This is a genomic window from Candidatus Levibacter sp. Uisw_134_01 (assembly GCF_047717795.1).
Lineage (GTDB): Bacteria > Pseudomonadota > Alphaproteobacteria > Puniceispirillales > Marisalimonadaceae > Marisalimonas.
The window spans coordinates 2,197,887-2,219,520 of sequence record NZ_CP159808.1 but is presented as its reverse complement, the minus strand read 5'-3'; the positions used below and the strand labels follow the sequence as shown (position 1 = coordinate 2,219,520).

The 21,634-nt window shown below is 31.3% G+C and carries 21 protein-coding genes; 4 read left to right on the top strand and 17 right to left on the bottom strand.

The window, feature by feature from the left end:
* The first annotated feature begins 5 nt into the window (after positions 1-5).
* From ABXT66_RS11255 to ABXT66_RS11240, 4 genes are all read left to right on the top strand, one after another.
* Positions 6-506, top strand: coding sequence for an SH3 domain-containing protein (locus ABXT66_RS11255; RefSeq protein ID WP_443643611.1), 501 nt, complete (start codon positions 6-8; stop codon positions 504-506).
* Between the two features lie 80 nt (positions 507-586).
* On the top strand, positions 587-1,093 hold the full coding sequence (gene fabA / locus ABXT66_RS11250; protein WP_443643610.1) for a bifunctional 3-hydroxydecanoyl-ACP dehydratase/trans-2-decenoyl-ACP isomerase: 507 nt from the start codon (positions 587-589) through the stop codon (positions 1,091-1,093).
* A 29-nt stretch (positions 1,094-1,122) separates the two neighbouring features.
* Positions 1,123-2,349 (top strand): beta-ketoacyl-ACP synthase I, encoded by a 1,227-nt coding sequence (gene fabB / locus ABXT66_RS11245; protein ID WP_443643609.1) that lies wholly within the window; start codon positions 1,123-1,125, stop codon positions 2,347-2,349.
* Positions 2,350-2,361: 12 nt separating this feature from the next.
* The gene (locus tag ABXT66_RS11240; RefSeq protein ID WP_443643608.1) at positions 2,362-3,165 is read left to right on the top strand and encodes an enoyl-ACP reductase FabI; all 804 of its coding nucleotides are present in this window, start codon (positions 2,362-2,364) and stop codon (positions 3,163-3,165) included.
* 6 nt (positions 3,166-3,171) lie between these two features.
* Here ABXT66_RS11240 and ABXT66_RS11235 read toward each other — a convergent pair whose 3' ends face one another.
* The 17 genes from ABXT66_RS11235 to ABXT66_RS11155 form a co-directional block, all read right to left on the bottom strand.
* Positions 3,172-3,963 carry an enoyl-CoA hydratase-related protein gene (locus ABXT66_RS11235; protein WP_443643607.1) on the bottom strand — a complete coding sequence of 264 codons (792 nt, stop codon included), beginning with the start codon at positions 3,961-3,963 and terminating at the stop codon, positions 3,172-3,174.
* A 26-nt stretch (positions 3,964-3,989) separates the two neighbouring features.
* On the bottom strand, positions 3,990-6,101 hold the full coding sequence (pnp, locus tag ABXT66_RS11230) for a polyribonucleotide nucleotidyltransferase (RefSeq protein ID WP_443643606.1): 2,112 nt from the start codon (positions 6,099-6,101) through the stop codon (positions 3,990-3,992).
* Positions 6,102-6,175: 74 nt separating this feature from the next.
* Positions 6,176-6,445, bottom strand: a complete 270-nt coding sequence (rpsO, locus tag ABXT66_RS11225; protein WP_443643605.1) for a 30S ribosomal protein S15 — start codon at positions 6,443-6,445, stop codon at positions 6,176-6,178.
* Between the two features lie 16 nt (positions 6,446-6,461).
* Positions 6,462-7,397: a tRNA pseudouridine(55) synthase TruB gene (gene truB / locus ABXT66_RS11220; protein ID WP_443643604.1), complete on the bottom strand. Its 936-nt coding sequence runs from the start codon at positions 7,395-7,397 to the stop codon at positions 6,462-6,464.
* A 17-nt stretch (positions 7,398-7,414) separates the two neighbouring features.
* On the bottom strand, positions 7,415-7,813 hold the full coding sequence (rbfA, locus tag ABXT66_RS11215; protein ID WP_443643603.1) for a 30S ribosome-binding factor RbfA: 399 nt from the start codon (positions 7,811-7,813) through the stop codon (positions 7,415-7,417).
* Between the two features lie 7 nt (positions 7,814-7,820).
* Positions 7,821-10,400 (bottom strand): translation initiation factor IF-2, encoded by a 2,580-nt coding sequence (gene infB / locus ABXT66_RS11210; protein WP_443643602.1) that lies wholly within the window; start codon positions 10,398-10,400, stop codon positions 7,821-7,823.
* 33 nt (positions 10,401-10,433) lie between these two features.
* Positions 10,434-11,954, bottom strand: a complete 1,521-nt coding sequence (gene nusA, locus ABXT66_RS11205; protein ID WP_443643601.1) for a transcription termination factor NusA — start codon at positions 11,952-11,954, stop codon at positions 10,434-10,436.
* 28 nt (positions 11,955-11,982) lie between these two features.
* Positions 11,983-12,465: a ribosome maturation factor RimP gene (gene rimP / locus ABXT66_RS11200; protein WP_443643600.1), complete on the bottom strand. Its 483-nt coding sequence runs from the start codon at positions 12,463-12,465 to the stop codon at positions 11,983-11,985.
* A gap of 126 nt (positions 12,466-12,591) precedes the next feature.
* Positions 12,592-13,293 (bottom strand): tRNA (guanosine(46)-N7)-methyltransferase TrmB, encoded by a 702-nt coding sequence (trmB, locus tag ABXT66_RS11195; RefSeq protein WP_443643599.1) that lies wholly within the window; start codon positions 13,291-13,293, stop codon positions 12,592-12,594.
* Complete coding sequence (gene metK, locus ABXT66_RS11190) at positions 13,294-14,475, bottom strand: methionine adenosyltransferase (RefSeq protein ID WP_443643598.1); 1,182 nt, start codon at positions 14,473-14,475, stop codon at positions 13,294-13,296. It lies immediately after the preceding gene.
* The gene (lnt, locus tag ABXT66_RS11185) at positions 14,465-15,967 is read right to left on the bottom strand and encodes an apolipoprotein N-acyltransferase (RefSeq protein ID WP_443643597.1); all 1,503 of its coding nucleotides are present in this window, start codon (positions 15,965-15,967) and stop codon (positions 14,465-14,467) included. Before lnt ends, metK begins: the two co-directional genes overlap by 11 nt.
* A 48-nt stretch (positions 15,968-16,015) precedes the next feature.
* Complete coding sequence (locus tag ABXT66_RS11180) at positions 16,016-16,876, bottom strand: hemolysin family protein (RefSeq protein WP_443643596.1); 861 nt, start codon at positions 16,874-16,876, stop codon at positions 16,016-16,018.
* Positions 16,877-16,919: 43 nt separating this feature from the next.
* Positions 16,920-17,438, bottom strand: a complete 519-nt coding sequence (ybeY, locus tag ABXT66_RS11175) for an rRNA maturation RNase YbeY (protein ID WP_443643595.1) — start codon at positions 17,436-17,438, stop codon at positions 16,920-16,922.
* 9 nt (positions 17,439-17,447) lie between these two features.
* Positions 17,448-18,446: a PhoH family protein gene (locus ABXT66_RS11170; RefSeq protein ID WP_443643594.1), complete on the bottom strand. Its 999-nt coding sequence runs from the start codon at positions 18,444-18,446 to the stop codon at positions 17,448-17,450.
* 22 nt (positions 18,447-18,468) lie between these two features.
* A complete protein-coding gene (miaB, locus tag ABXT66_RS11165; RefSeq protein ID WP_443643593.1) occupies positions 18,469-19,812 on the bottom strand; it encodes a tRNA (N6-isopentenyl adenosine(37)-C2)-methylthiotransferase MiaB in 1,344 nt (447 codons plus the stop codon).
* Between the two features lie 46 nt (positions 19,813-19,858).
* On the bottom strand, positions 19,859-20,683 hold the full coding sequence (locus ABXT66_RS11160) for a lysophospholipid acyltransferase family protein (RefSeq protein WP_443643592.1): 825 nt from the start codon (positions 20,681-20,683) through the stop codon (positions 19,859-19,861).
* Positions 20,684-20,694: 11 nt separating this feature from the next.
* Positions 20,695-21,585, bottom strand: a complete 891-nt coding sequence (locus ABXT66_RS11155) for a GNAT family N-acyltransferase (protein WP_443643591.1) — start codon at positions 21,583-21,585, stop codon at positions 20,695-20,697.
* Between the last annotated feature and the right edge of the window lie 49 nt (positions 21,586-21,634).

The following is a 21,634-nucleotide window of genomic DNA, read 5'->3' as shown; positions in this document are numbered from 1 at the left end:
TTCCTATGAAATCAATTTTCTTAACATTATTATTGGTAATCTTTTTTTCTCAAACAGGTCTTCCTGAAAGCTATATGCCTAAAGACAAAATAAATGGGAGTGGCTTGAAGATACCTAAAGTCGTATCTTTAAAAAATTCCTTAACTTTCATGAGATCAGGACCTGGAAGAAAATATCCTGTTATTTTTGAAATAAGACAAAAAGGGTATCCCTTAAAAATTACTGCTGAATTTAATAATTGGAGAAAAGTTGTCACTTCTGATAAATTAACTGGCTGGATACATACCCAACTTCTTTCATCTTTTAGAACGGGTATAATTTTAGACACTATTTTATTAAAAAAAACACCTTCAGATAAGAGTGAAGCAAAAGCAAAACTGCTACCTAAGCTAATAGTAAATATTATAAGATGTGATCTGAAATGGTGTAAAATAGAAATTATTAAAGAAAAAACTCACTCAGGATGGATCAAAAAAAAATCTGTTTGGGGAGCTTTATTAAAATAATTTAGAAAATAAGTTTTATTTATCATAAATAAGTCATAATGTATGTGTAATTTATAAAAAATTATTTTAGGATTTATATTTTGTCTTTATTTAAAAATTCATTTGACTATGAAGAGTTAATTAACTGTGCTAAGGGTAAACTAGCAGGGTTAAATTTTCCAAAACTGCCACTCCCTCCAATGTTAATGTTCGATGAAATTACAAGCATAACTGAAACTGGTGGCGCCTATAATAAAGGATCAGCTCACGCAACCTTTAATATCACTCCTGACAAATGGTTTTTTGAATGTCATTTTGAAAATGATCCTGTAATGCCTGGTTGCTTAGGTATGGATGCATTATGGCAGCTTCTGGGCTTTTCTTTAGGTAATATGGGTGGAAGAGGAAAAGGAAGAGCAATCTCTGTAGGAGAGGTTAAGTTTTCTGGGCAAATTTTACCAAGTGCAAAAAAAGTAGAATACTTACTTGATTTCAAACGAATTATTATGAGGAAACTAATATTAGGTATTGCAGATGGTAAAGTTGTTTGCGATGACAAAACTGTTTTTGAGGCATCTGATATTAGGGTTGGACTTTTTCAAGATTAAATTAAAACATAAAAGTAGGATTTAATATCATGAATAAAAAAAGAGTAGTCATTACTGGGATGGGTATTGTTAGCTCTATCGGCAACAATGTAAATGAAGTTAAAGATTCTTTGATTAATCAAAAATCAGGTATAGTCCATGCCCCTACTTACAAAGAAATGGGATTTAGAAGTCAGATTCATGGAGAAGTAAAGCTAAACTTAGAAGATCATGTAGACAAAAAACAACTAAGGTTTATGGGTGCTGGTGCAGCTTACTCCGTTCTTGCGATGGAACAAGCTATTAAAGATTCTGGCTTATCTCCAGAAGAAGTATCTAATCCCAAAACAGGACTTATAGCTGGGTCAGGCGGACCAAGTACCGTTAACCTACTTCAATCATTTGATATAGCTAGAGAAAAAGGTCCAAAAAGAGTTGGTCCTTTTATGGTCCCAAGATGCATGAGCTCATCCGTATCAGCATGTATTGCTACGTTTTTCAAAATTAAAGGTGTTAACTTTTCAATTACCTCTGCATGTTCTACATCGGCACACTGTATTGGAATAGGTGCAGACCAAATTAAATATGGAAATCAAAATATTGTTTTTGCAGGTGGGGGAGAAGAGTTAGATTGGACTTTATCTGTTCTATTTGACGCAATGGGTGCAATGTCTAGTAAATATAATGATACACCTGAGTTAGCTTCAAGACCTTATGATATCAACAGAGATGGCTTTGTTATCGCTGGTGGTGGAGGCATGCTAGTTTTAGAAGAGCTTGAACATGCAAAGGCGCGAGGAGCTAAAATCTATGGAGAAATAGCAGGTCATTGCGCAAACTCTGATGGACATGATATGGTTGCACCTAGTGGAGAAGGTGCAGTAAGATGTATGAAAGAAGCATTATTGGATACAGATCAAAAAGTTGATTATATTAACGCCCACGGTACAAGCACTCCAGTGGGTGATATGCAAGAACTGCATGCTGTAAAAGAAGTTTTTAAAGAATATCAAAACCTACCTAAGTTAACCAGCACGAAATCACTAACTGGGCACTCATTAGGAGCCACTGGAGTTCAAGAGGCAATATATACACTAATAATGATGAATAATAATTTTATTTCTGGTTCCTCAAATATTCAAAATGATGACCCTGATATAGGTTCAATAGAAATACCGAGAAAAACTATTCAAAATATAGATATTAACTTAGCACTTTCAAATTCTTTTGGGTTTGGTGGAACAAACGCATGTCTTGCTTTTTCAAAGTTTAATTAGAGAGAAACAAAAATGTCAATAATGAAGGGTAAAAAAGGAATAGTGATGGGTGTAGCAAACGAACGCTCCATTGCTTGGGGTATTGCAAACATATTAGCTCAACAAGGTGCTGAAATAGCATTCACTTATCAAAATGAAGGGTTTAAAAAAAGACTGATTCCGTTAATGGATTCTATAAAGTCTAATATTTGTTTTGAATGTGACGTTTCAAAAGATAAAAATGATGAAAATTCAATAGAACATTTATTCGGAAAAATTTCAGAGATATGGAATAATATAGATTTTGTTGTTCATGCTTTAGCCTACTCAGATAAAGAGGAATTAAAAGGAAAATATGTTAATTGTAGTAGAGAAAACTTTTTAAACTCACTTGATATATCAGCATTTAGTTTTACAAGAACAGCAAAATCTGCGTTTCCTCTTATGACAAAAAATGGTGGAAGTTTATTAACTCTTTCTTATCTAGGCGCAGAAAGAACAACACCAAATTATAATGTCATGGGCGTAGCGAAATCTGCTCTAGAAGCGTCTATAAAATATTTAGCAATGGATTTAGGCAAAAGTAATATTAGAGTTAACGCAATATCTGCAGGTCCAGTAAAAACTCTTGCTGGTGCAGCCATATCAGGAGCAAGACACGTTTACAGATATTCAGAAAATGTTGCCCCTCTTAATTTCAATCCTGAGTTAGAGGAAATTGGAAATTCGTCTTTATACTTATTGTCAGAATTATCTTCAGGTGTCACTGGAAACATCCATCACGTCGATGGTGGCTTACATAGTGTTGGAATTCCAAAGTCAGAAGACTTAGAATAATAAAAATTATTTATTTTTCCAGTTAGGCTTTCTTTTCTCAGAAAAAGCTTCCATTCCTTCCACATGGTCATCAAGTGCAAAAGTTGAATAAAATAAAGCTCTTTCTGAACGAATACCTTCTTCAAGGGTTGTTTCATAAGCAACGTTAACGGCTTGTTTAGCTAATTTGGCTAAAGGTTTTGATTGGTTAGCAATTTTAGTTGCTATTTCCTTAAGAGAAATTTCATATTCACTATCCTTAAATACTTTTGCTACTAAACCACAATTTTCTGCATCATTAGCTGAAATCATGTCACCAGTAAGAACTGCTAACATAGCTTTCGATTTTCCAATTGATCTGGTTAATCTTTGTGATCCACCTGCCCCAGGTATAGCACCAATATTTATTTCAGGCTGTCCAAATTTTGCATTCTCTGAAGCTATGATAATGTCACACATCATAGCTAACTCACAACCACCACCAAGAGCATACCCTTTAACACCAGCAATTATTGGTGTTTGAATCTTTGGAATATCGAGCCAGCCATTCTCAATATACCTTGATTCTGATACAGAAGAGTAATTAAGTTTCACCATTTCTTTTAGATCTGCTCCTGCTGCAAAAGCTTTCTCAGATCCAGTTAAAACTATACACCCTATACTCGTATCTCTGTCAAATTTTTCAGCAGCTTCTTTTATTGCTAAAATAAAACCAGCAGACAAGGGGTTAAGTTTGTTTTCATGATTTAATTGAACCCATCCTACTCCATTTTCAGACCAAGATTTCACCCATTCTGTTTTAACAACTACATTATTCATAACAATCTCATCCAACTTTTATTCAATTAGTCTTCTTTTTTATCTTCTATGTTTTCACCTGTCTCTTGGTTAACACGTTTCATAGATAACTTTACTTTACCTCTATCATCAAAACCAATAACCTTTACCTTTACACTATCACCTTCTTTACAAATGTCAGTTGTTTTTTCTGTTCTAGCATTTTGTAATTCAGAAATATGGACTAGCCCATCTTTAGTACCAAGAAAATTTACAAAGGCACCAAAATCTACTGTTTTTACAACTTTACCATTATATATCACGCCTAACTCAGCTTCAGCAACAATATCATTTATTTTCTTTTGCGCAGCTAGTGAAGACTCTGTATCAGATGCAGCTATTTTAATGGTACCGTCATCTTCTATATCTACTTTAGCTCCAGTTGATTCACATATCTCTCTAATCATTTTTCCACCAGGCCCAATAACATCACGAATTTTCTCTAATTTTATTTTCATTGTTGTTATCTTTGGCGCTGTGTCCGCTAAAGTCTCTCTAGATGAACCTATAGCCTTTGCCATTTCATTTAAAATATGAATTCTACCGTCTTTAGCTTGATCTAAAGCTATTTTCATAATTTCTTTCGTAATTGATGTGATTTTAATATCCATTTGAAGACTTGTTATTCCATCTTCAGTACCTGCAACTTTGAAATCCATGTCACCTAAATGATCTTCGTCACCTAATATATCTGATAGAACAGAAAAATCTTTTTTCTCTTTTATCAATCCCATAGCTATTCCTGCAACGGGCTTTTTTATTGGAACACCTGCGTCCATTAAGGCTAAAGAAGTGCCACATACCGTAGCCATAGAAGAAGAACCATTAGATTCTGTAACTTCTGAAACAACTCTTACCGTATAAGGAAAATCTTCGCCAGAAGGTAACAATGGATTAACCGCTCTCCACGCCAGTTTTCCATGACCAACTTCTCTTCTTCCTGGAGAACCGACCCTTCCAGCCTCACCAACAGAATAAGGAGGAAAATTATAATGTAACATAAATTTGGATCGGTATTCACCTTCCAAAGCATCAATTATCTGCTCATCTTGACCTGTTCCTAAAGTCGCTACGACTAATGTTTGAGTTTCACCTCTAGTAAAAAGAGAAGAGCCATGTGATCTAGGTAAAGTGCCTACTTCTGCAATAATTGGTCTTACAGTTTTTGTGTCTCTTCCATCAATTCTTTTTTTAGTTTTTAAAATATTTCCTCTTACAATTTCAGCTTCAGCCTCTTTTGTTAATGAAGAAGCTAATGATGTATTTAGGTTATCACCAAATTCTACTAAAATTTCACCTCTGATTTCAGATAGCATTTTTGAACGCTTTGACTTATCCATTTCTTTGTAAGCTTTTTCAAAGTTTTTCTTAAATGGTTTAATAATTTTTAAATAATAGTCTTTTTCATCAGGCTCTGCCGGTAATGGACGAGGCTCCTTTGCGGCAACTTCAGCCAAGTCAATAATTGCTTTTATAACATCTTCCATTTCTTTATGACCAAAATCTACCGCTCCTAACATGATTTCTTCTGACAACTCTGATGCCTCAGATTCAACCATTAAAACGCCTTCGTTAGTGCCTGCGACAACCAAGTCTAGATTTGCGCTTTGCATTTGATCAACAGTGGGATTTAAAATATAATTATTTCCATCCCAGCCAACCCTACAAGCTCCTATTGGTCCCATAAAAGGTAAGCCTGATATTGTTAAAGCAGCCGATGCTCCTATTAATGCAACAATATCAGGGTCATTTTCCATGTCATGAGCTAATACAGTTACAATAACTTGAGTTTCGTTTTTATAGTTTTTATGAAATAGTGGTCTAATTGGTCTATCTATTAATCTTGAAACTAATGTTTCTTTTTCTGATGGTCTTCCTTCTCTTTTAAAAAAACCTCCAGGGATCCTTCCAGCAGCAAATGTTTTTTCTTGATAGTTAACAGTTAATGGGAAAAAATCTATTCCGGGTTTTGCTGATGAAGCACCAACTGCTGTGCATAAAACTGTAGTTCCACCATAAGAAACCATCACAGCTCCATCTGCTTGTCTAGCAACTTTTCCTGTTTCAAATGTTAAGGTTCTACCACCCCAAATTATTTCTTTTCTATAAACTTCAAACATAATGCTTTCCTCTAACTTTTAAAACCTTGATGCTTATTACTTCAGCTATAATAAACTAAATATATTAAACGAATTTATCTTCGTAAACCTAGCTTTTTAATTAAATCTGAATAACGATTTTCATTTTTGTTTTTTATGTATTTCAATAAATTTCTTCTTTGACCAACCATACTAAGCAGTCCACGACGAGATCCAAAATCTTTTTTATGTATTTTTAAATGCTCTGTAAGGTTTTTTATTCTTTCAGTCAAAATTGCAACTTGCACGTCTGCAGAACCTGAGTCGGTTTCATTGCTTCCAAAGTCTTTAATAATTTCAATTGTTTTGTCTTTTTCAATCGACATCGTAACTTCCTTTCTATTAAAAATTTATTATACGAGCAGGCTTAACTTTTCCATCTTCAATTTTTATAAGAGCTATTAACTTTTTGTCACAAATAGCACAAATTTTTTCAAATGCATTATAATTTGGATACTTTAGTTCAAAATTTTTTATAAATTGTAATGACTCAAATTTGATTTTTTGACCTTGTTTAACTTGCCTCGCTTCTATTTCGTTTAAAACTAATGCCGGGATGTCGTCTAGCACAGTTTCGATTGGTAATAATTTTTCTAAAACCGATGGACTATGTATTATTTCTTTAGAAAAATCTATAAAAATCGTATCTTTTTCATCAAAAGTACCAACTGACAACCTTCTTAGACTAATTATATGCCCTTTTGTATTAAGTTTTTCTGCTATATCCCTAGCTAATGATCTAACATATGTACCTTTACCACAGGTAACTTCAAATTCCGCTGAATTAACATCAATAATTTTTTTTAAAGTCAAATTGTAAACTTTTATTTTTCTGAGTTTATGTTCTATTTCAATTTTTTGTCTGGCCAATTTATAAGAACGCTGTCCATTAATTTTAATTGCAGAATAGAGTGGTGGTTTTTGAAATACATTACCAATAAAACAATTAAGAATGCTTGTTATCTCTTTATGTGTAGGCCGAGCTTTTGATATCTCTAAAACCTTACCTTCTGAATCATCTGTTTCTGTTGACACACCCCACTTGATTATGAAAGCATATTTTTTCTCTTTGCTTTGAACAAGCGATATAACTTTTGTTGCTTCTCCAATAGCAATTGGTAAAATACCTGTAGCTAAAGGGTCAAGTGTCCCCCCGTGACCAACCTTTTTAAGGTTTAATATTTTAGAAATTTTAGTTACAACTTGCCTAGATGTAATACCAGCTTGTTTGTCAACTATGATCCAACCATTAATATTTTTTTTAATAATAGCCCTCACATATGTAATATTTAAAATTAATTTTTAATTTTGTGTAAAATTTGATCTATATGTTTGGCATATTCAAAAGAATTATCAATTATAAAATTAATTTTTGGAATTTGTCTTAAGGTAATGCCACTTGAAATTAATTTTTTAATATGATTTTTCACTTTATTTAGGCTGTCAATCACTTCAACTTTTTGTTTCCCACCTAAAGGCATTACATACACCTTTGCATTTTTTAAATCAGAACTAACATCGACTTCAGTTATTGTAATATTATTAGTCTCTAGTATTTGGTCATAAAATGTTTCACGGTGCAATGCATTAGAAATTAAATGTCTCAATTCTTCACCAACCTTTAACTGCCTTTGAGACTTTATTGTATTGTCTTTTTTTTTTTTGCCAGATTTATAATCAAAATTATTTTTCATAATATAATTAACCAGCTTTCTTATCAACCGAATCTAAACTTCTTGCTACCTCTTTTACTTCAAAACATTCCAAGACGTCACCTTCCTGAATGTCATTATAATTTTCAAATCCCATTCCACATTCGTTACCTTCACGAACCTCTTTTACTTCGTCCTTAAATCGCCTTAATGTTTTAAGCATTCCTTGATGAATTACTGTGTTGTCTCTTAAAAGTCTAAAGCTACATCCTCTTTTTACTATTCCTTCAGTGACGAAACATCCAGCAATTTTACCTATTTTGGACACTGAAAAAACTTTTTTAATTTCACTGTAGCCTATGAAACTTTCTTGCATGTCAGGATCTAACATACCTGTAAGTGCTAATTTTGTGTCTTCAATTAATTCATAAATGATTGAATGGTATCTTATTTCTACGTTATCTCTTCTTGCTAAATCTCTAGCCTGTGGGATTGCCCTAACATTAAACGCAAATACCAAGGCAGAAGATGCAGCAGCTAATGATATGTCTGATTCACTAATTGCTCCAACTGCTCCAGATAATACTCTAACCTTAACTAATGAATTACCTAATTTATCTAAAGCGACTTTTATAGCTTCCAGCGATCCATGAACATCTGACTTTATAATAACTGGTAATTCTGAGGACTCCCCTGCTTGAATGTTTGCTAACATTTGTTCTACAGATCCTCTTGCCGTTAATGTAGCTTCTTTTTCTTTAGATTTTCTTGATCTATACTCAGCAATTTCTCTTGCTCTAGACTCAGTTTCTACAACATGGGCTAAGTCACCAGCATTTGGTGTTCCAGATAAGCCCAAAACTTCTACAGGAGTCGAAGGACCAGCATTATGAATCCTTTTTCCACTATCATTTAATAAAGCCCTAACCTTACCTGATTCACTACCAACTACTATTATGTCACCAACATTAAGTGTACCAGACTTTACTAACATTGTAATAACTGAGCCCTTACCTTTTTCCACTTTTGATTCTATAACAACACCATTAGCGTTAATAGTAGCGTCACTTTTTAATTCCATTAATTCTGCTTGCAATTCTAGGGCATCTATTAAATTATCTAGACCCAATTTAGTTTTAGCAGAAACATCAATACACTGAATATCACCACCCATTTCCTCAGGGATTAATTCATGCTGAAGTAATTCTGTTCTCACTTTTTGAGGATTGGCTTCAGGTTTGTCACACTTGTTTACTGCAACAATTATAGGGCACGAAGCAGCTTTAGCATGTTTAATTGCTTCTACAGTTTGTGGTTTAATTCCATCATCTGCAGCAACAACTAAAATAACAATATCAGTAACATTAGCGCCTCTTGCTCTCATTTCAGTAAACGCTTCATGTCCAGGGGTATCAATAAAAGAGATTTTTGAATTTGATTTACTTGTTATTTGATAAGCACCTATATGTTGGGTTATTCCACCAGCTTCTCCATCAGCTACCTTAGTTTGTCTTAAAGCATCCAATAAAGATGTTTTTCCATGATCAACATGACCCATTATTGTAACAATAGGAGGTCGAGAGGTTAAATTTTCTGGATTATCTTCTTGAATAGTTAAATCTAATTCAACATCTGATTCCGATACTCTTTTTGGTTTATGCCCAAATTCTGTTGTAATTAATTCAGCTGTCTCTCCATCAATTACTTCAGTTGCTGTGGCCATAATTCCGTTTTTCATCAATTCTCTAACGATGTCCGCTGTTCTTTCAGTCATTCTATTTGCTAGTTCAGAAACGGTTATCGTATCAGGTATTATAACTTCTCTAAATTGTTTTACAGCTGGCGTTTGGTCAGCCTGCATTCTTGCTTTTTCACGCCTTCTTTTTATTGATGCAAGGGATCTAACTCTTACGTTCTCTGAGTCTAATGCTCGAGCAATAGTAATTTTACCTTGTCTTTTCTCGTTACCTCCTCTATTCCAAATAGTCTTTTTAACATTTTCTTTGTAAGCTTCTCTATCTTGGGTTTTATTTGCTGTCCATACCTTGGTATTACCTGGAACTGTTTCGTCGTCGGCTAATTTTTGTCTATCTTTTTCAGCCTGTAAAGCGGCTTCTTCAGCTTTTTTAACTTCTATTTGGGCTTGCTTTTGTTCATCCTCAATTTTTTTTATTTCTAAAATTTCATTCGTCTCGGATTTTCTTCTTGCTAATACTTTATCTTTAGGAGCTAAACTAGATGCTGCCTCAGCTGCTTCTTGAGCATTAGCAGCTATACGAGCTTCCTCAATTTTAGTTTGTTCAATTTTTTCTATAGCTATAGTTTCAGCTTCAGCAGCAGTTTTTGCAAGACCTTCTTGTAACATTTTACTTCTAGAATGAATTTCTTTAGCGCTTAAACCAGATCTTGTTTCCGGATTAGGTGTTTGTCTAGATATATCATTTATAGGGGTTCTATTAACTGGTCTTTTTGTTCTTTTGACTTCAACTTGAACAGTGCTTCTTCCTGATCTAGCATTAGTTGTAACACTGCTAGGCAGTTTAGAAGATGGAATAGGGTTTTTTAAAGTTAGTTTACCTCCTAAAGAAAGGCTTAATTTTTTTCTTTCGCCACTTGATTTTTCTTCCATAGTATTAATCCCTAAACTCATTCAGTTGGTAAATTATTTTTCTGAATCTATTTCTGAAAACCAATGTTCTCGTGCTTTCATGATTGTTGAACCAGCATCATCTTCGTTTGCAAAAACGTCCTTACCTAAAATATTAAACAGCTCTTCACTATCTAATTCTGCCAAGCCATCTAATGTTATAATTCCATTTTCAGCTAAAGTTAAAATACTTTGTTTAGTTAAGTTAGCAAAATCATATAAATCTTTTTTTACTTTTAATTTTTTTATTGATTTTTCAACTCGCTCATTTTCAAGTTTGACAAAGTTTTTTGCTCTATTGCTAAGTTCTGAAGCTAAATCCTCATCAAACCCTTCTATATTGGTTAATTCATCTAATGCTGCATCTGCTATATCAGATATAGTAGCAAAACCTTCGCTGACCATCAGATGAGCAATAACGTCATCAATGTCAAGGGCGTCAATAAAAATTTTTGTTCTTTCAGTAAACTCAACTTGTCTTTTTTCTGATTCTTCTGCTTCTGTAAGTATGTCTACGTACCAACCAGTTAATTGTGAAGCTAATCTTACATTCTGACCCCTTCTGCCAATAGCTAATGAAAGTTGATCATCAGGAACAACAACTTCCATTCTACCAGCATCTTCGTCCATAACAACTTTTGAAGGAATAGCTGGAGCTAAAGCATTAATAACTAAAGTAACAGAATCCTCTGACCAAGGAATTATTTCAATTTTTTCACCTTGTAACTCACTAACTACCGCTTGAACTCTAGAACCTCTCATACCAACGCACGCACCAACCGGATCAATGCTTGGATCGTTTGAAAATACAGATATTTTTGCTCTACTACCTGGTTCTCTTGCAACACTTTTAACGACTATAATGCCATCATATATTTCTGGAACTTCTTGTGTGAATAAAGCTGCCAAAAAATCATTAGAAGATCTTGATAGAAATATTTGAGCCCCCCTAGTTTCTTGGGTAACATCCACTATAAAAGATCTTAATCTATCTCCAGGCCTTAGTTGTTCTCTTGGAATCATTTGATCCCGTTTTATTATTGCTTCACCCCTACCTAGGTCAATTGTTACTGAGTGGTTCTCAACTCGTTTGATAGTTCCAACTACTATTTCACCTATTCGATCTTTATATTCATGAAATTGTCTTTCGCGCTCAGCTTCTCTAACTTTTTGAGAAATAACTTGTTTAGCTGTTTGTGCAGCAATTCGACCAAAATCTATTGGAGGAAGGGCTTCTTTGTAAAAATCTCCAATTTGAAGTGTTAGTTTTCTCCTTTGTGCCTCACCAAAAGTCATTTGTGTTAATTGATTTTCAATAGTTTCAACTACTTCTGTAAATTGAGCAATATTTATGGAACCGTTTTTTCTATCTATATTTGCCCTAATATCTCTTTCCAAGCCATATTTAGACCTTGCTGCTTTTTGAATAGCTTCTTCCATTGCTAAAATAACTTCTTCTTTATCAATAGATCTTTCTCTAGACACGGCTTCAGCGACTTGAATAAGTTCTAATCTAGGTATGGATTTTAATTCCATCTTATTTCCTTATATAATTATTTATAATTTACTTAATTTGCTTGTTCTCAATAGCCCAGTTGATATCAATATTCGCTTTGTCAATTTCTGGAAAATCAATATTCATTTCAAATTCGTCGGTTTTTAGAATTATTAAATTTTTTTCGTCAACACCTCTTAAGAAACCAATATGACTTTTTTTACCCATGAAAGGTTCTTTCAATATTATTTTAACTTTATATCCTTTAAGCCATTTGTAATCATCTAATATTGTTAAGGGCCTATCCAAGCCTCCTGATGAAACTTCTAATATGTAACTCGAACTTATTGGATCATCAACTTCTAAATACGAGGATATTTGCTTACTTAAAAAAGTACAATCCTTAATATCCATCTCCCTATCTTTAATTCTCTCGGCCATAATCTGCAATGTTTTTTTACCACTTGCGTTAATCACTTTAACACGAATGAGGTGATAGCCCAAAACTTTCAATCTTGTAAATAATAAGTCCTTAATATTATTTTCAATCATGTAACTTTTAAACTCATCAAAATAAAAAAAAATGAGCTATAAAGCTCATTATATTCATTATAATTTTAATTTAATAAAAAATCAATAACTTTGGATGCTTGTAGTTAGTTTATCCTAAAATTTTTATTAAATTTTTTTAAAAATAAACCAATGAGGATCTCTATTCTCATTTATAGCCTTTTGTTCATATTTTGTTGCAACATAATGAATCGGCTTAGTTCTCCAATCAGCAGCTGTTTCAGCTGTCCATTGAAATCCTGAATTATTTTGAAAAATCTCTAATATCCAACTCTTCATAATAAAATGATCAGTTCCAAGAGTGATAATACCGTTTGTTTTTAGAACATTATAAAGAGAAATCAGGAAGTTATCTTGAATTAATCTTCTATTTTTATGTTTAAATTTTGGCCAAGGATCTGGAAATAATATTTTAATCTCAGAAAATATATTTGAAGGAAAAAATTCAATAATTTTTCTTATATCATCAGGCCATATCATTATATTTTTTATATTATAATTAAGTATTTCCTTAATACATTTAGCATTAGTATTTAAAAATGGATCTGCTCCTAAGTACAAAATATCAGGATTCGTTTTAGCAGATTTAAGGAGATTCTCTCCACTTCCAAACCCGATTTCAAGAATTGTTTTTTTTGGTTTAAATTCAACTAAATCTTCTAAGATTAGTTTTGAAGTTAAAGATAAATGAGAATTTTTTATAAAATACTTTGCACCTTCTTGAAGTGCAAATTGATTATTTACTGAGAGGCTTCTCCCTTTTCTTCTTCCATAAAACCTAATTAGTTTTTTTGATGCATCGAAAATCAATTAAATACCAGATTCTTTAATAATAGCATCAACAAGATCAGTTTTTTCCCAACTAAACGATCCCTCTACACCTTCATTCGGCTTTCTTCCAAAATGTCCATACGCTGAAGTTGGTACATAAATTGGTTGATTTAATCGGAGATGCTCTCTTATTCCTCTAGGTGACATATTTACTAAATTATTGAGAATTTTAGCTATTTTAGTATCTTCTATAATTCCTGTACCATCTGTATTGACATATAATGATAGTGGCTTTGAAATTCCTATTGCATAAGCAATTTGTATAGTACATTTCCTTGCCAGCTTTGCTGCCACAACGTTTTTAGCTAAATACCTAGTCAAATAAGCAGCTGATCTATCTACTTTTGTAGGATCTTTTCCTGAAAAAGCACCTCCACCATGAGGCGCTGATCCGCCATAAGTGTCAACTATAATTTTTCTGCCCGTTAAACCTGCATCTCCATCTGGACCACCAATTTCAAAAATACCAGTTGGATTTACATAGAACTCATCTTCTGGACACATCCAACCGTCAGGCAAAACCTTTTTAACAACATCTCTAACTAAGTTTTTTATGTCTTCTTGTGAACAACCTTTTACATGTTGTGTAGACACTACTATAGAGCTTGTTTTAATTGGTTTACCATTTTGATATTCAAGTGTAATTTGGGATTTACTATCAGGAAGAAGAAAGTTGTTTTTATCAGTCTTTCTCAAAATAGACATTTCTTTCAAAATTTTATGAGAATAATAAATTGCTGCAGGCATTAAATCCTCTGTCTCATCACAAGCAAATCCAAACATTAAACCTTGGTCACCGGCCCCTTCATCTTTATTACCTAATTGATCTACTCCTAATGCAATATCAGCAGATTGAGAATGAAGATGACATTCAAAATGCATTTTTTCCCAATGATAGTTTTCTTGCTCATAACCTATGTCTTGCACAGCTTTTCTAACATGTCTTTCAATTTCATCATTACTTATTTCAATTCCATTTGGAAGCCTATATTCTCCTGCAATAATTGTTCTGTTAGTTGAAACCATCGTTTCACAAGCAACCCTGGCTTCTGGAAACTTTGCCAACATTAAGTCAACAACAGTGTCAGATATTCTATCACATATTTTGTCAGGGTGTCCTTCTGAGACAGACTCAGACGTAAATAGAAAATTATTTAACATAGCTTACCTTTCTTTGAAAATAAAACATAAGGAAGTTTATAGAGATTAAATATAAAATTGAAATAGCAAAAATTAAATCTCCAAAATTTTTATATAATGTTTGGTCTAAAGGTGAAATTAAATTTACCTCCCTAACGCTTTCTTTATTTAGAGAAATTTTTACAATTTCTTCTCCATAAGGCGAAATAAATGCTGATATTCCAGTATTTGCCACTCTAACTAATGGCAAACCTGTCTCTACCGCTCTAATCTTTGCTAGTGCCAAATGCTGATAAGGTCCAACTGTATTACCAAACCATGCGTCATTTGTAATATTTATAATTAACTTGGTATTATCAGATATCCTTCTATTTACCTCATTTGAAAATAAAATTTCATAACATATTAGGGTAATAATTTCTCCAAAACCTCTTAGGTTTATATTTTCTTTCTTCACTCCAGTTGAAAAATCCCTTGGACTTAAAAAATTAGCAATTTTTTTTAGCTTATTCCTAAAAGGAATATATTCACCAAAAGGTACTAAATGAATTTTATCGTATTTATTATCTATTTTGCCAGTTGCTTTTATAAAGATTAATGAATTAAATAATTTTCTATTTTCTTGACTTAATAGACCAACAATTAAGGTTGTATTTTTATTTTTTATTATTTTTTTGCTAATACTTGACAATAAATTAAGTTCATTAGGTATAAAGCCTTCAAAACTTGTTTCTGGCCAAATAATAATTTTATATTTATTTTCGAAATTATGTTTTTGTTCAAATGATAATTTTATAAGTTTTTGGATATGATCTTTCCTTTTTTTTATATTCCATTTATCCCTTTGCTTTATGTTAGGCTGGACAAGAACTATCTTTTTATTCTCATTCATAACTAATGGTTCTTTATTAAAGAACCTCATAAAAGAGCAAATAAATAAAATAAAAATAGGAATAAAAAGTAATAAAAAAATTAACTTTTTGTTAGGCATATGTAAAAATAAAATTATTGGTAAAATACTCAATGTTAAAATAACTAAATTACCTGAAAAACTACCGACATAAGATAAAGTTTGTAAAATATATTGATTAGATGCAAGTGATATAGAAGGCATTAACCAGGGGAAACCAGTAAACATATTTGCTCTACAATATTCAATTAAGGCCAGATTAATAACAATGAATAAAATAGGAGATGAAGCTTTTGGAGTTAGTAATTTACCAAAAATAAATGCTAAAGCCCAAAAAGCTGCTAATATACTAGGTAAAATTATAATAGATAAAGGCATAAGGTATATATGATATGTGTCGGCAACAAGAAATGCTGAACCAATCCAATATAGTCCGAATGAAAACCATCCAAAACCTAGAAACCAAGATGCTATAAATATTTTTTTTAGTGAAGGTAATAAGCTTATAGAATAAATACCAAAACCTAAAAAAAAGATTAATGGAAAAAATGAGTTCGGGGCAATGGAGAAAGTTGCTATTGCACCAACAAAAAAATTAAACATATATAGTGCTATAGTTGATTTATATAATTTATTCATAAAGCTATTTAATTATTTTGATTCATCATAACGCAATAATTTGTTTAATCCTCTTAATTTAACTAAGATGACTTTTCTAGGATCAGCTTCCAATATTTCAAACTTTAACCCAGATGGGGAATATTTTACAACTTCTCCTTTAACAGGAACTCTTCCAGCTATGTTTATTATAAAACCTCCAAGAGTTTCAATTTCTTCATTTAAATCTTCTTTTCTAATTGATGATAAAAGATCTTCGATTAAATCCATTGTAATTCTTGCTTCTAAAACTATGGATCCATCCTGCATTTTTTCTAATCGGCATTCTGTCGATAGATCATGCTCATCTTCTATGTCCCCAACTAACTCTTCAACTAAATCTTCAATAGTTACAAGACCATCAATACCACCATATTCATCAACAACAAGCGCCAAATGCCTTCTTTCGACTCTCATCTCATATAAAAGATCTAATAAACTTATTGAAGGAGACACAAATATGGGTTTTCTTAATAGTGATTTTATATCTTTTTTTTCTTGTAAAAATAAGTTTGCTAAAACATCTTTTATATGAAGAATACCAACAATATCATCTAAACTTTCGTTCCTAACTGGAACTCTACTATGATTAGTCTTGATTAGTTGTTTAACTATCTCATTAAAATCATCAGACATAGCTACTGAAACAATATCTACTCTTGGTATCATTACATCTGATGCATTGATGCCTGTCAATCCAGCTAAATTTTTTAATAATTCATTTTCATGACTTAAAGTTTTACCATTTGAATCATCTTCATTAATTCTTTTTGCAACGAATTGCTCTAACTCTTCATCAAGTTGTTTTTTTTCATGATTTGAATGTTTTAAAAACTTTGGTATTTTTATTTTCATTAACCTACTAATGTTTACTGTTATTTAGTTAAGATCTATAAATTTAATTATAAGGATTATCTATTTTTAAATTTTTTAAAATTTTTATTTCTAAACTTTCCATTATGTGTGCATCATGTTTTTTCTGATGATCATAACCAAGTAAATGCAAGACACCGTGAATGAAAAGATGTATTAAATGATCTTCTAAGTTTTTATTATCTGTTTTAGCTTCTTCTGTAATAGTTTGACTGGAAAACACAATATCACCTAAAAAAATTTCATTTCTATTGTTAATTTCTTTGGAAGGAAATGACAATACATTTGTAGGTTTATGGATTTTTCTATAATAATTATTTAATTCAGCAACTTTCTTATCTCCAGTAAATAATATTGAAATTAAAATATTATTTTCTAAAAGTGTGTTTTTTGAGTTTTCAAAAATTTCTAATATAATTTCGTTTAATCTCTTTTCAAAACTCTTTATAAACTTATCTTCCCATAATGATCTAACAATATTAGCCTCAATGGTATAAAAGTCATTTTTCCAAATTTTATAGTAGCCTTGATTTAAATTATTCATGATTTTTTATTATTGTAAATCTTTGTTAATATTATCATAAGCTTTTATAATTTTTGCAACTATAGGATGTCTAATAACATCGCTAGCTTCTAAATAAATTAACTTAATATCTTCTATTTTATTAAGTATTTTTTGGCTTTCTTTTAAGCCCGACATTTGACCTTTTGGTAAATCGACTTGACTTAGGTCACCATTTATTACCATTCTTGAACCTTCACCAATACGAGTTAAAACCATTTTCATTTGGACTGAAGTTGTATTTTGAGCTTCATCAACTATCACATACGAATTTGTAAAAGTTCTACCTCGCATAAACGCTAAAGGGGCAATTTCTATTTCTCCTGACTGTATTTTTTTTTCAACCCTGTCAGATGGCATCATTTCATAAAGAGCATCATAGATAGGTCTTAAATAAGGATCAATTTTTTCTTTCATATCTCCTGGCAAAAACCCTAATCTTTCTCCAGCCTCTACCGCAGGCCTTGTTAAAATAATTTTTTCTACAAGTCCTTTTTTTAACATATCAATACCTTTAGCGACAGCCAAATATGATTTTCCTGTTCCTGCAGGACCAAGTCCAAAAACAAGTTCATAGTTATTTAAAGCATTCAAGTATTTTTTCTGACCAATGCTTTTAGGAAAAATATGTTTCTTCCAAGTGACTAACTTGTCTTGATTAATAACTTGATGATCATTTAAATCAAAATTTGAACTACTTTTACCAGCCAACATTCTAAACTCTGTTTCAAACTCCATAAAATTCAAGTTTAATTTATTAATTTTTTTATTAGATAATTTTGTATAAACATTATTAATAATAGTTTTAGTAATCTGAATTTTTTTCGATTCACCAGAAATATTAAACTGGTTTCCAAATAAGTTTATATTGACATCTAAAAGCTTCTCTAATTTTGTTAAATTTAAATTATGATTACCAACAATAATGGCTACCAAAGAATTATTAGGAAAATCAATGGTAATTTCTTCTTTATTGTTAATATTTTGCAAATTAAATTACACCTTCTGTTGATTAAATATTAATAATGTTACCGGTTAAACTGTTTTGAAAAGCTTGAGTAACATTTATATCAACAGTTGAACCAATTATATTTTTTTCATTACAATTAAAGTATACTGATTGATTATATTGTGACCTTCCAAGGTATTGATTAGATTTTTTGCCGTTTTTTAAAACTAAAATCTTTAAAGTTGAATTAATAGATTGTTTGTTAAATGCAAATTGTTGATCTCTTAATATATTTTGTACTTCTTCTAATCTTGACTTTTTATATGATTCGTCAACTTGATTGAGAGAAATAGCAGCTGGTGTTCCTGGTCTTATAGAATATTTAAAAGAATAAGCTTGAGAATATTTTATTTCTTTTATTAAATCTAATGTTGCTTGATGATCTTTATCAGTTTCACCAGGAAACCCAACTATAAAATCTCCAGAAAGAGCTATATTTGGGTTATAATGTCGAACTTTTTCTATAACTTTTATATATTCTTTCACAGTATGTTTTCTATTCATTGATCTAAGAATATTATCAGATCCAGACTGAATAGGAAGATGTAAGTATGGCATCAATTTACTTACGTCTCTATGGGCTTCAATAAGTTCTAAATCCATATCAAGAGGATGAGAGGTAGTATATCTAATAAATTCAAGCTCTTTAATTTTAGATAATTCTTTTATAAGGCGCCCTAGTCCCCATACATTCTTATCTGTCCATTCAGCATGCCAAGCATTAACATTTTGTCCTAATAAAGTAATTTCTTTAACCCCATTGTCTATTAATTCTTTAGCTTCATCTAGTATAGATTTTATTGGCCTAGAGTATTCTGCTCCTCTAGTGTATGGAACTACGCAGAAAGCACAAAATTTATCACATCCCTCTTGAATAGTTAAAAATGCTGATGGACCTCTTTCAGTTACAATAGATTTTAAATGATCAAATTTTGGAACAGTTGGAAATTCAATATTGATATGATTGTTTTTTGTTAGAGGATCAACTTTTGCTATTAGTTCAGGTAAATTTTGGTATGACTGAGGACCAACTACAATATCTACCCAAGGAGATCTCTTCATTATTTCTTTACCCTGTGCTTGGGCCACACAACCTGCTACAGCTACAATAGATTTTTTCCCTGTTTTTTCTTTTCTCAAATTGACTTGATCTCTAATTCGTCCAAGCTCTGAATATGTTTTTTCAACTGCTTTTTCACGAATATGACATGTGTTAATAACTATTATGTCGGCATCTTCAGGATTTTCATCTATTTGATAACCATGAGGTTTAAGAAGGTCTACCATTTTTTCAGAATCATAAAAATTCATCTGGCAACCATGAGTTTTAATAAAAAGTTTTTTCATTAACCATACACTTTAAAATATGTGTCATTACTGACATATAATGTCCTTATCTTGCAAGTGTTTTTGAAAAAGAACTCGAATAAATAAATTTTATTTTTTCTTCTAAGTAATTACTTAAATTTTTTCTAGATGCAAAATGGTTACTACATACAGGGTCGATAAATATTAATTTTATTTTTATTGACCTTAAAGTTACCAACTTTAAAATATGTGGTTTAAGATCCATATCTCCATACCAAGCTATGACTGGCCTTAACCATCTATTTATGGGAATTCCATTTAAGTCTGAGTAGCATATAATTACAGGTTGAATTAAAAAATTCTGATTTTCTAATGCAGAAAAAGAGCTGGATTTAAAATCTAATACTCTATTACCATCAGATGTAGTGCCTTCAGGAAATATGCAAACTTTATCACCAGATGATAAAAGATCAAAAATTTTACTTTTTTGGATAACACTATCTAATCGTTTTCTTTTAATGAAAATTGTTCTAGCTAGTTTAGATAAAAATCCAAAAACTGGCCAAAACTCTACCTCAGATTTAGCAACAAATCTAAGAGGAAAAATTGATCCTAATATTGGAATATCAAGATAAGAAAGGTGATTACTAACAAAGAAATTACAGTCTTTTGCTCTTTGATAATTACCCTCATATTCTACATTTATTGATAACAACCACAAAAGTAATTTATGAAAAATTACAGGTAACCATTTTCCAAAAAAGGGAATTATTTCTCCCAAAATTAGGGCTGTAAATATTAAAGGAAAAGAAAATAAGACAAAAACAATTAACTTTAGATAAAAAATGAAATAATCTAAATATGATAAATTATCTATTGGGTTATTATATATATTTTGTTTAACTGTCATATTCAATCACATTAATTTAAAAATTTATTCTTGTATTTTTTATCGATATTTTCTGTTTGTACAACTACACAAAGGTCTATTGTGTTGAAATCATAATCAATAAAAAAGCCATCACTTACTCTTCCACCAACTCTAAGATATCCTTTTATTAGCGGAGGTAATTTAACAAATATTCTTAAGCCACTCTCATTGATATTATTTCTATTATAAACCGGATAATTACTATTGACTAAACTTTTGACTGATATCTCGTCTGGTAGAGAAAAATTACTTCTCAAATATGATAATTCTTTTGATAGTTTTTGTACATTTGTTCCTTGAAAACTTGCACATCCTAATAATACTTTTATGTCGTACAATTTAATATATTCAGCAATCGCTTTCCAAAGCAAGTTCATTATAGCTCCATTTCTATAATCCTTATGAACACAAGATCTCCCTAACTCTAATATTTTTTTATGATTGTATGAATTAAGTATATTAGTAAGGTCAAACTCTGACGATGTATAAAATCCTCCAAAACGTGAGGCTATGTCACCGCGTATCAATCTATACGTGCCTACAACTTTATTTTTAATCCCTTTTCTCTTCTTATCTATTACTATTAAATGGTCAGCAAATTTGTCAGTTTTATCATAATCTAATCTCGTAATTTTTTTTTGAAAAGTTGATTTAGCTTTTTTTTCTTTATAAAATATGGAGTATCTAAGTGCTTGAGCTTTTTTTAACTCTGATTTCTTGTCTGCTAATTTAATAACAAAATCTCCAAGTTCTATTTTTGGAAATATATTTTTTTTTATGGTCGGTTCTAATGGAAAAGATTTACTTTTAAAAAAGAAATTTAAATGATGTCCATAGATCTGACTGAAATCTAAATTTTCACGTAACCTATTAAGTAACATTTTAGCACCTATAAAATATTTTTTGCTAATATAAGTTTTAAGTGTTTCA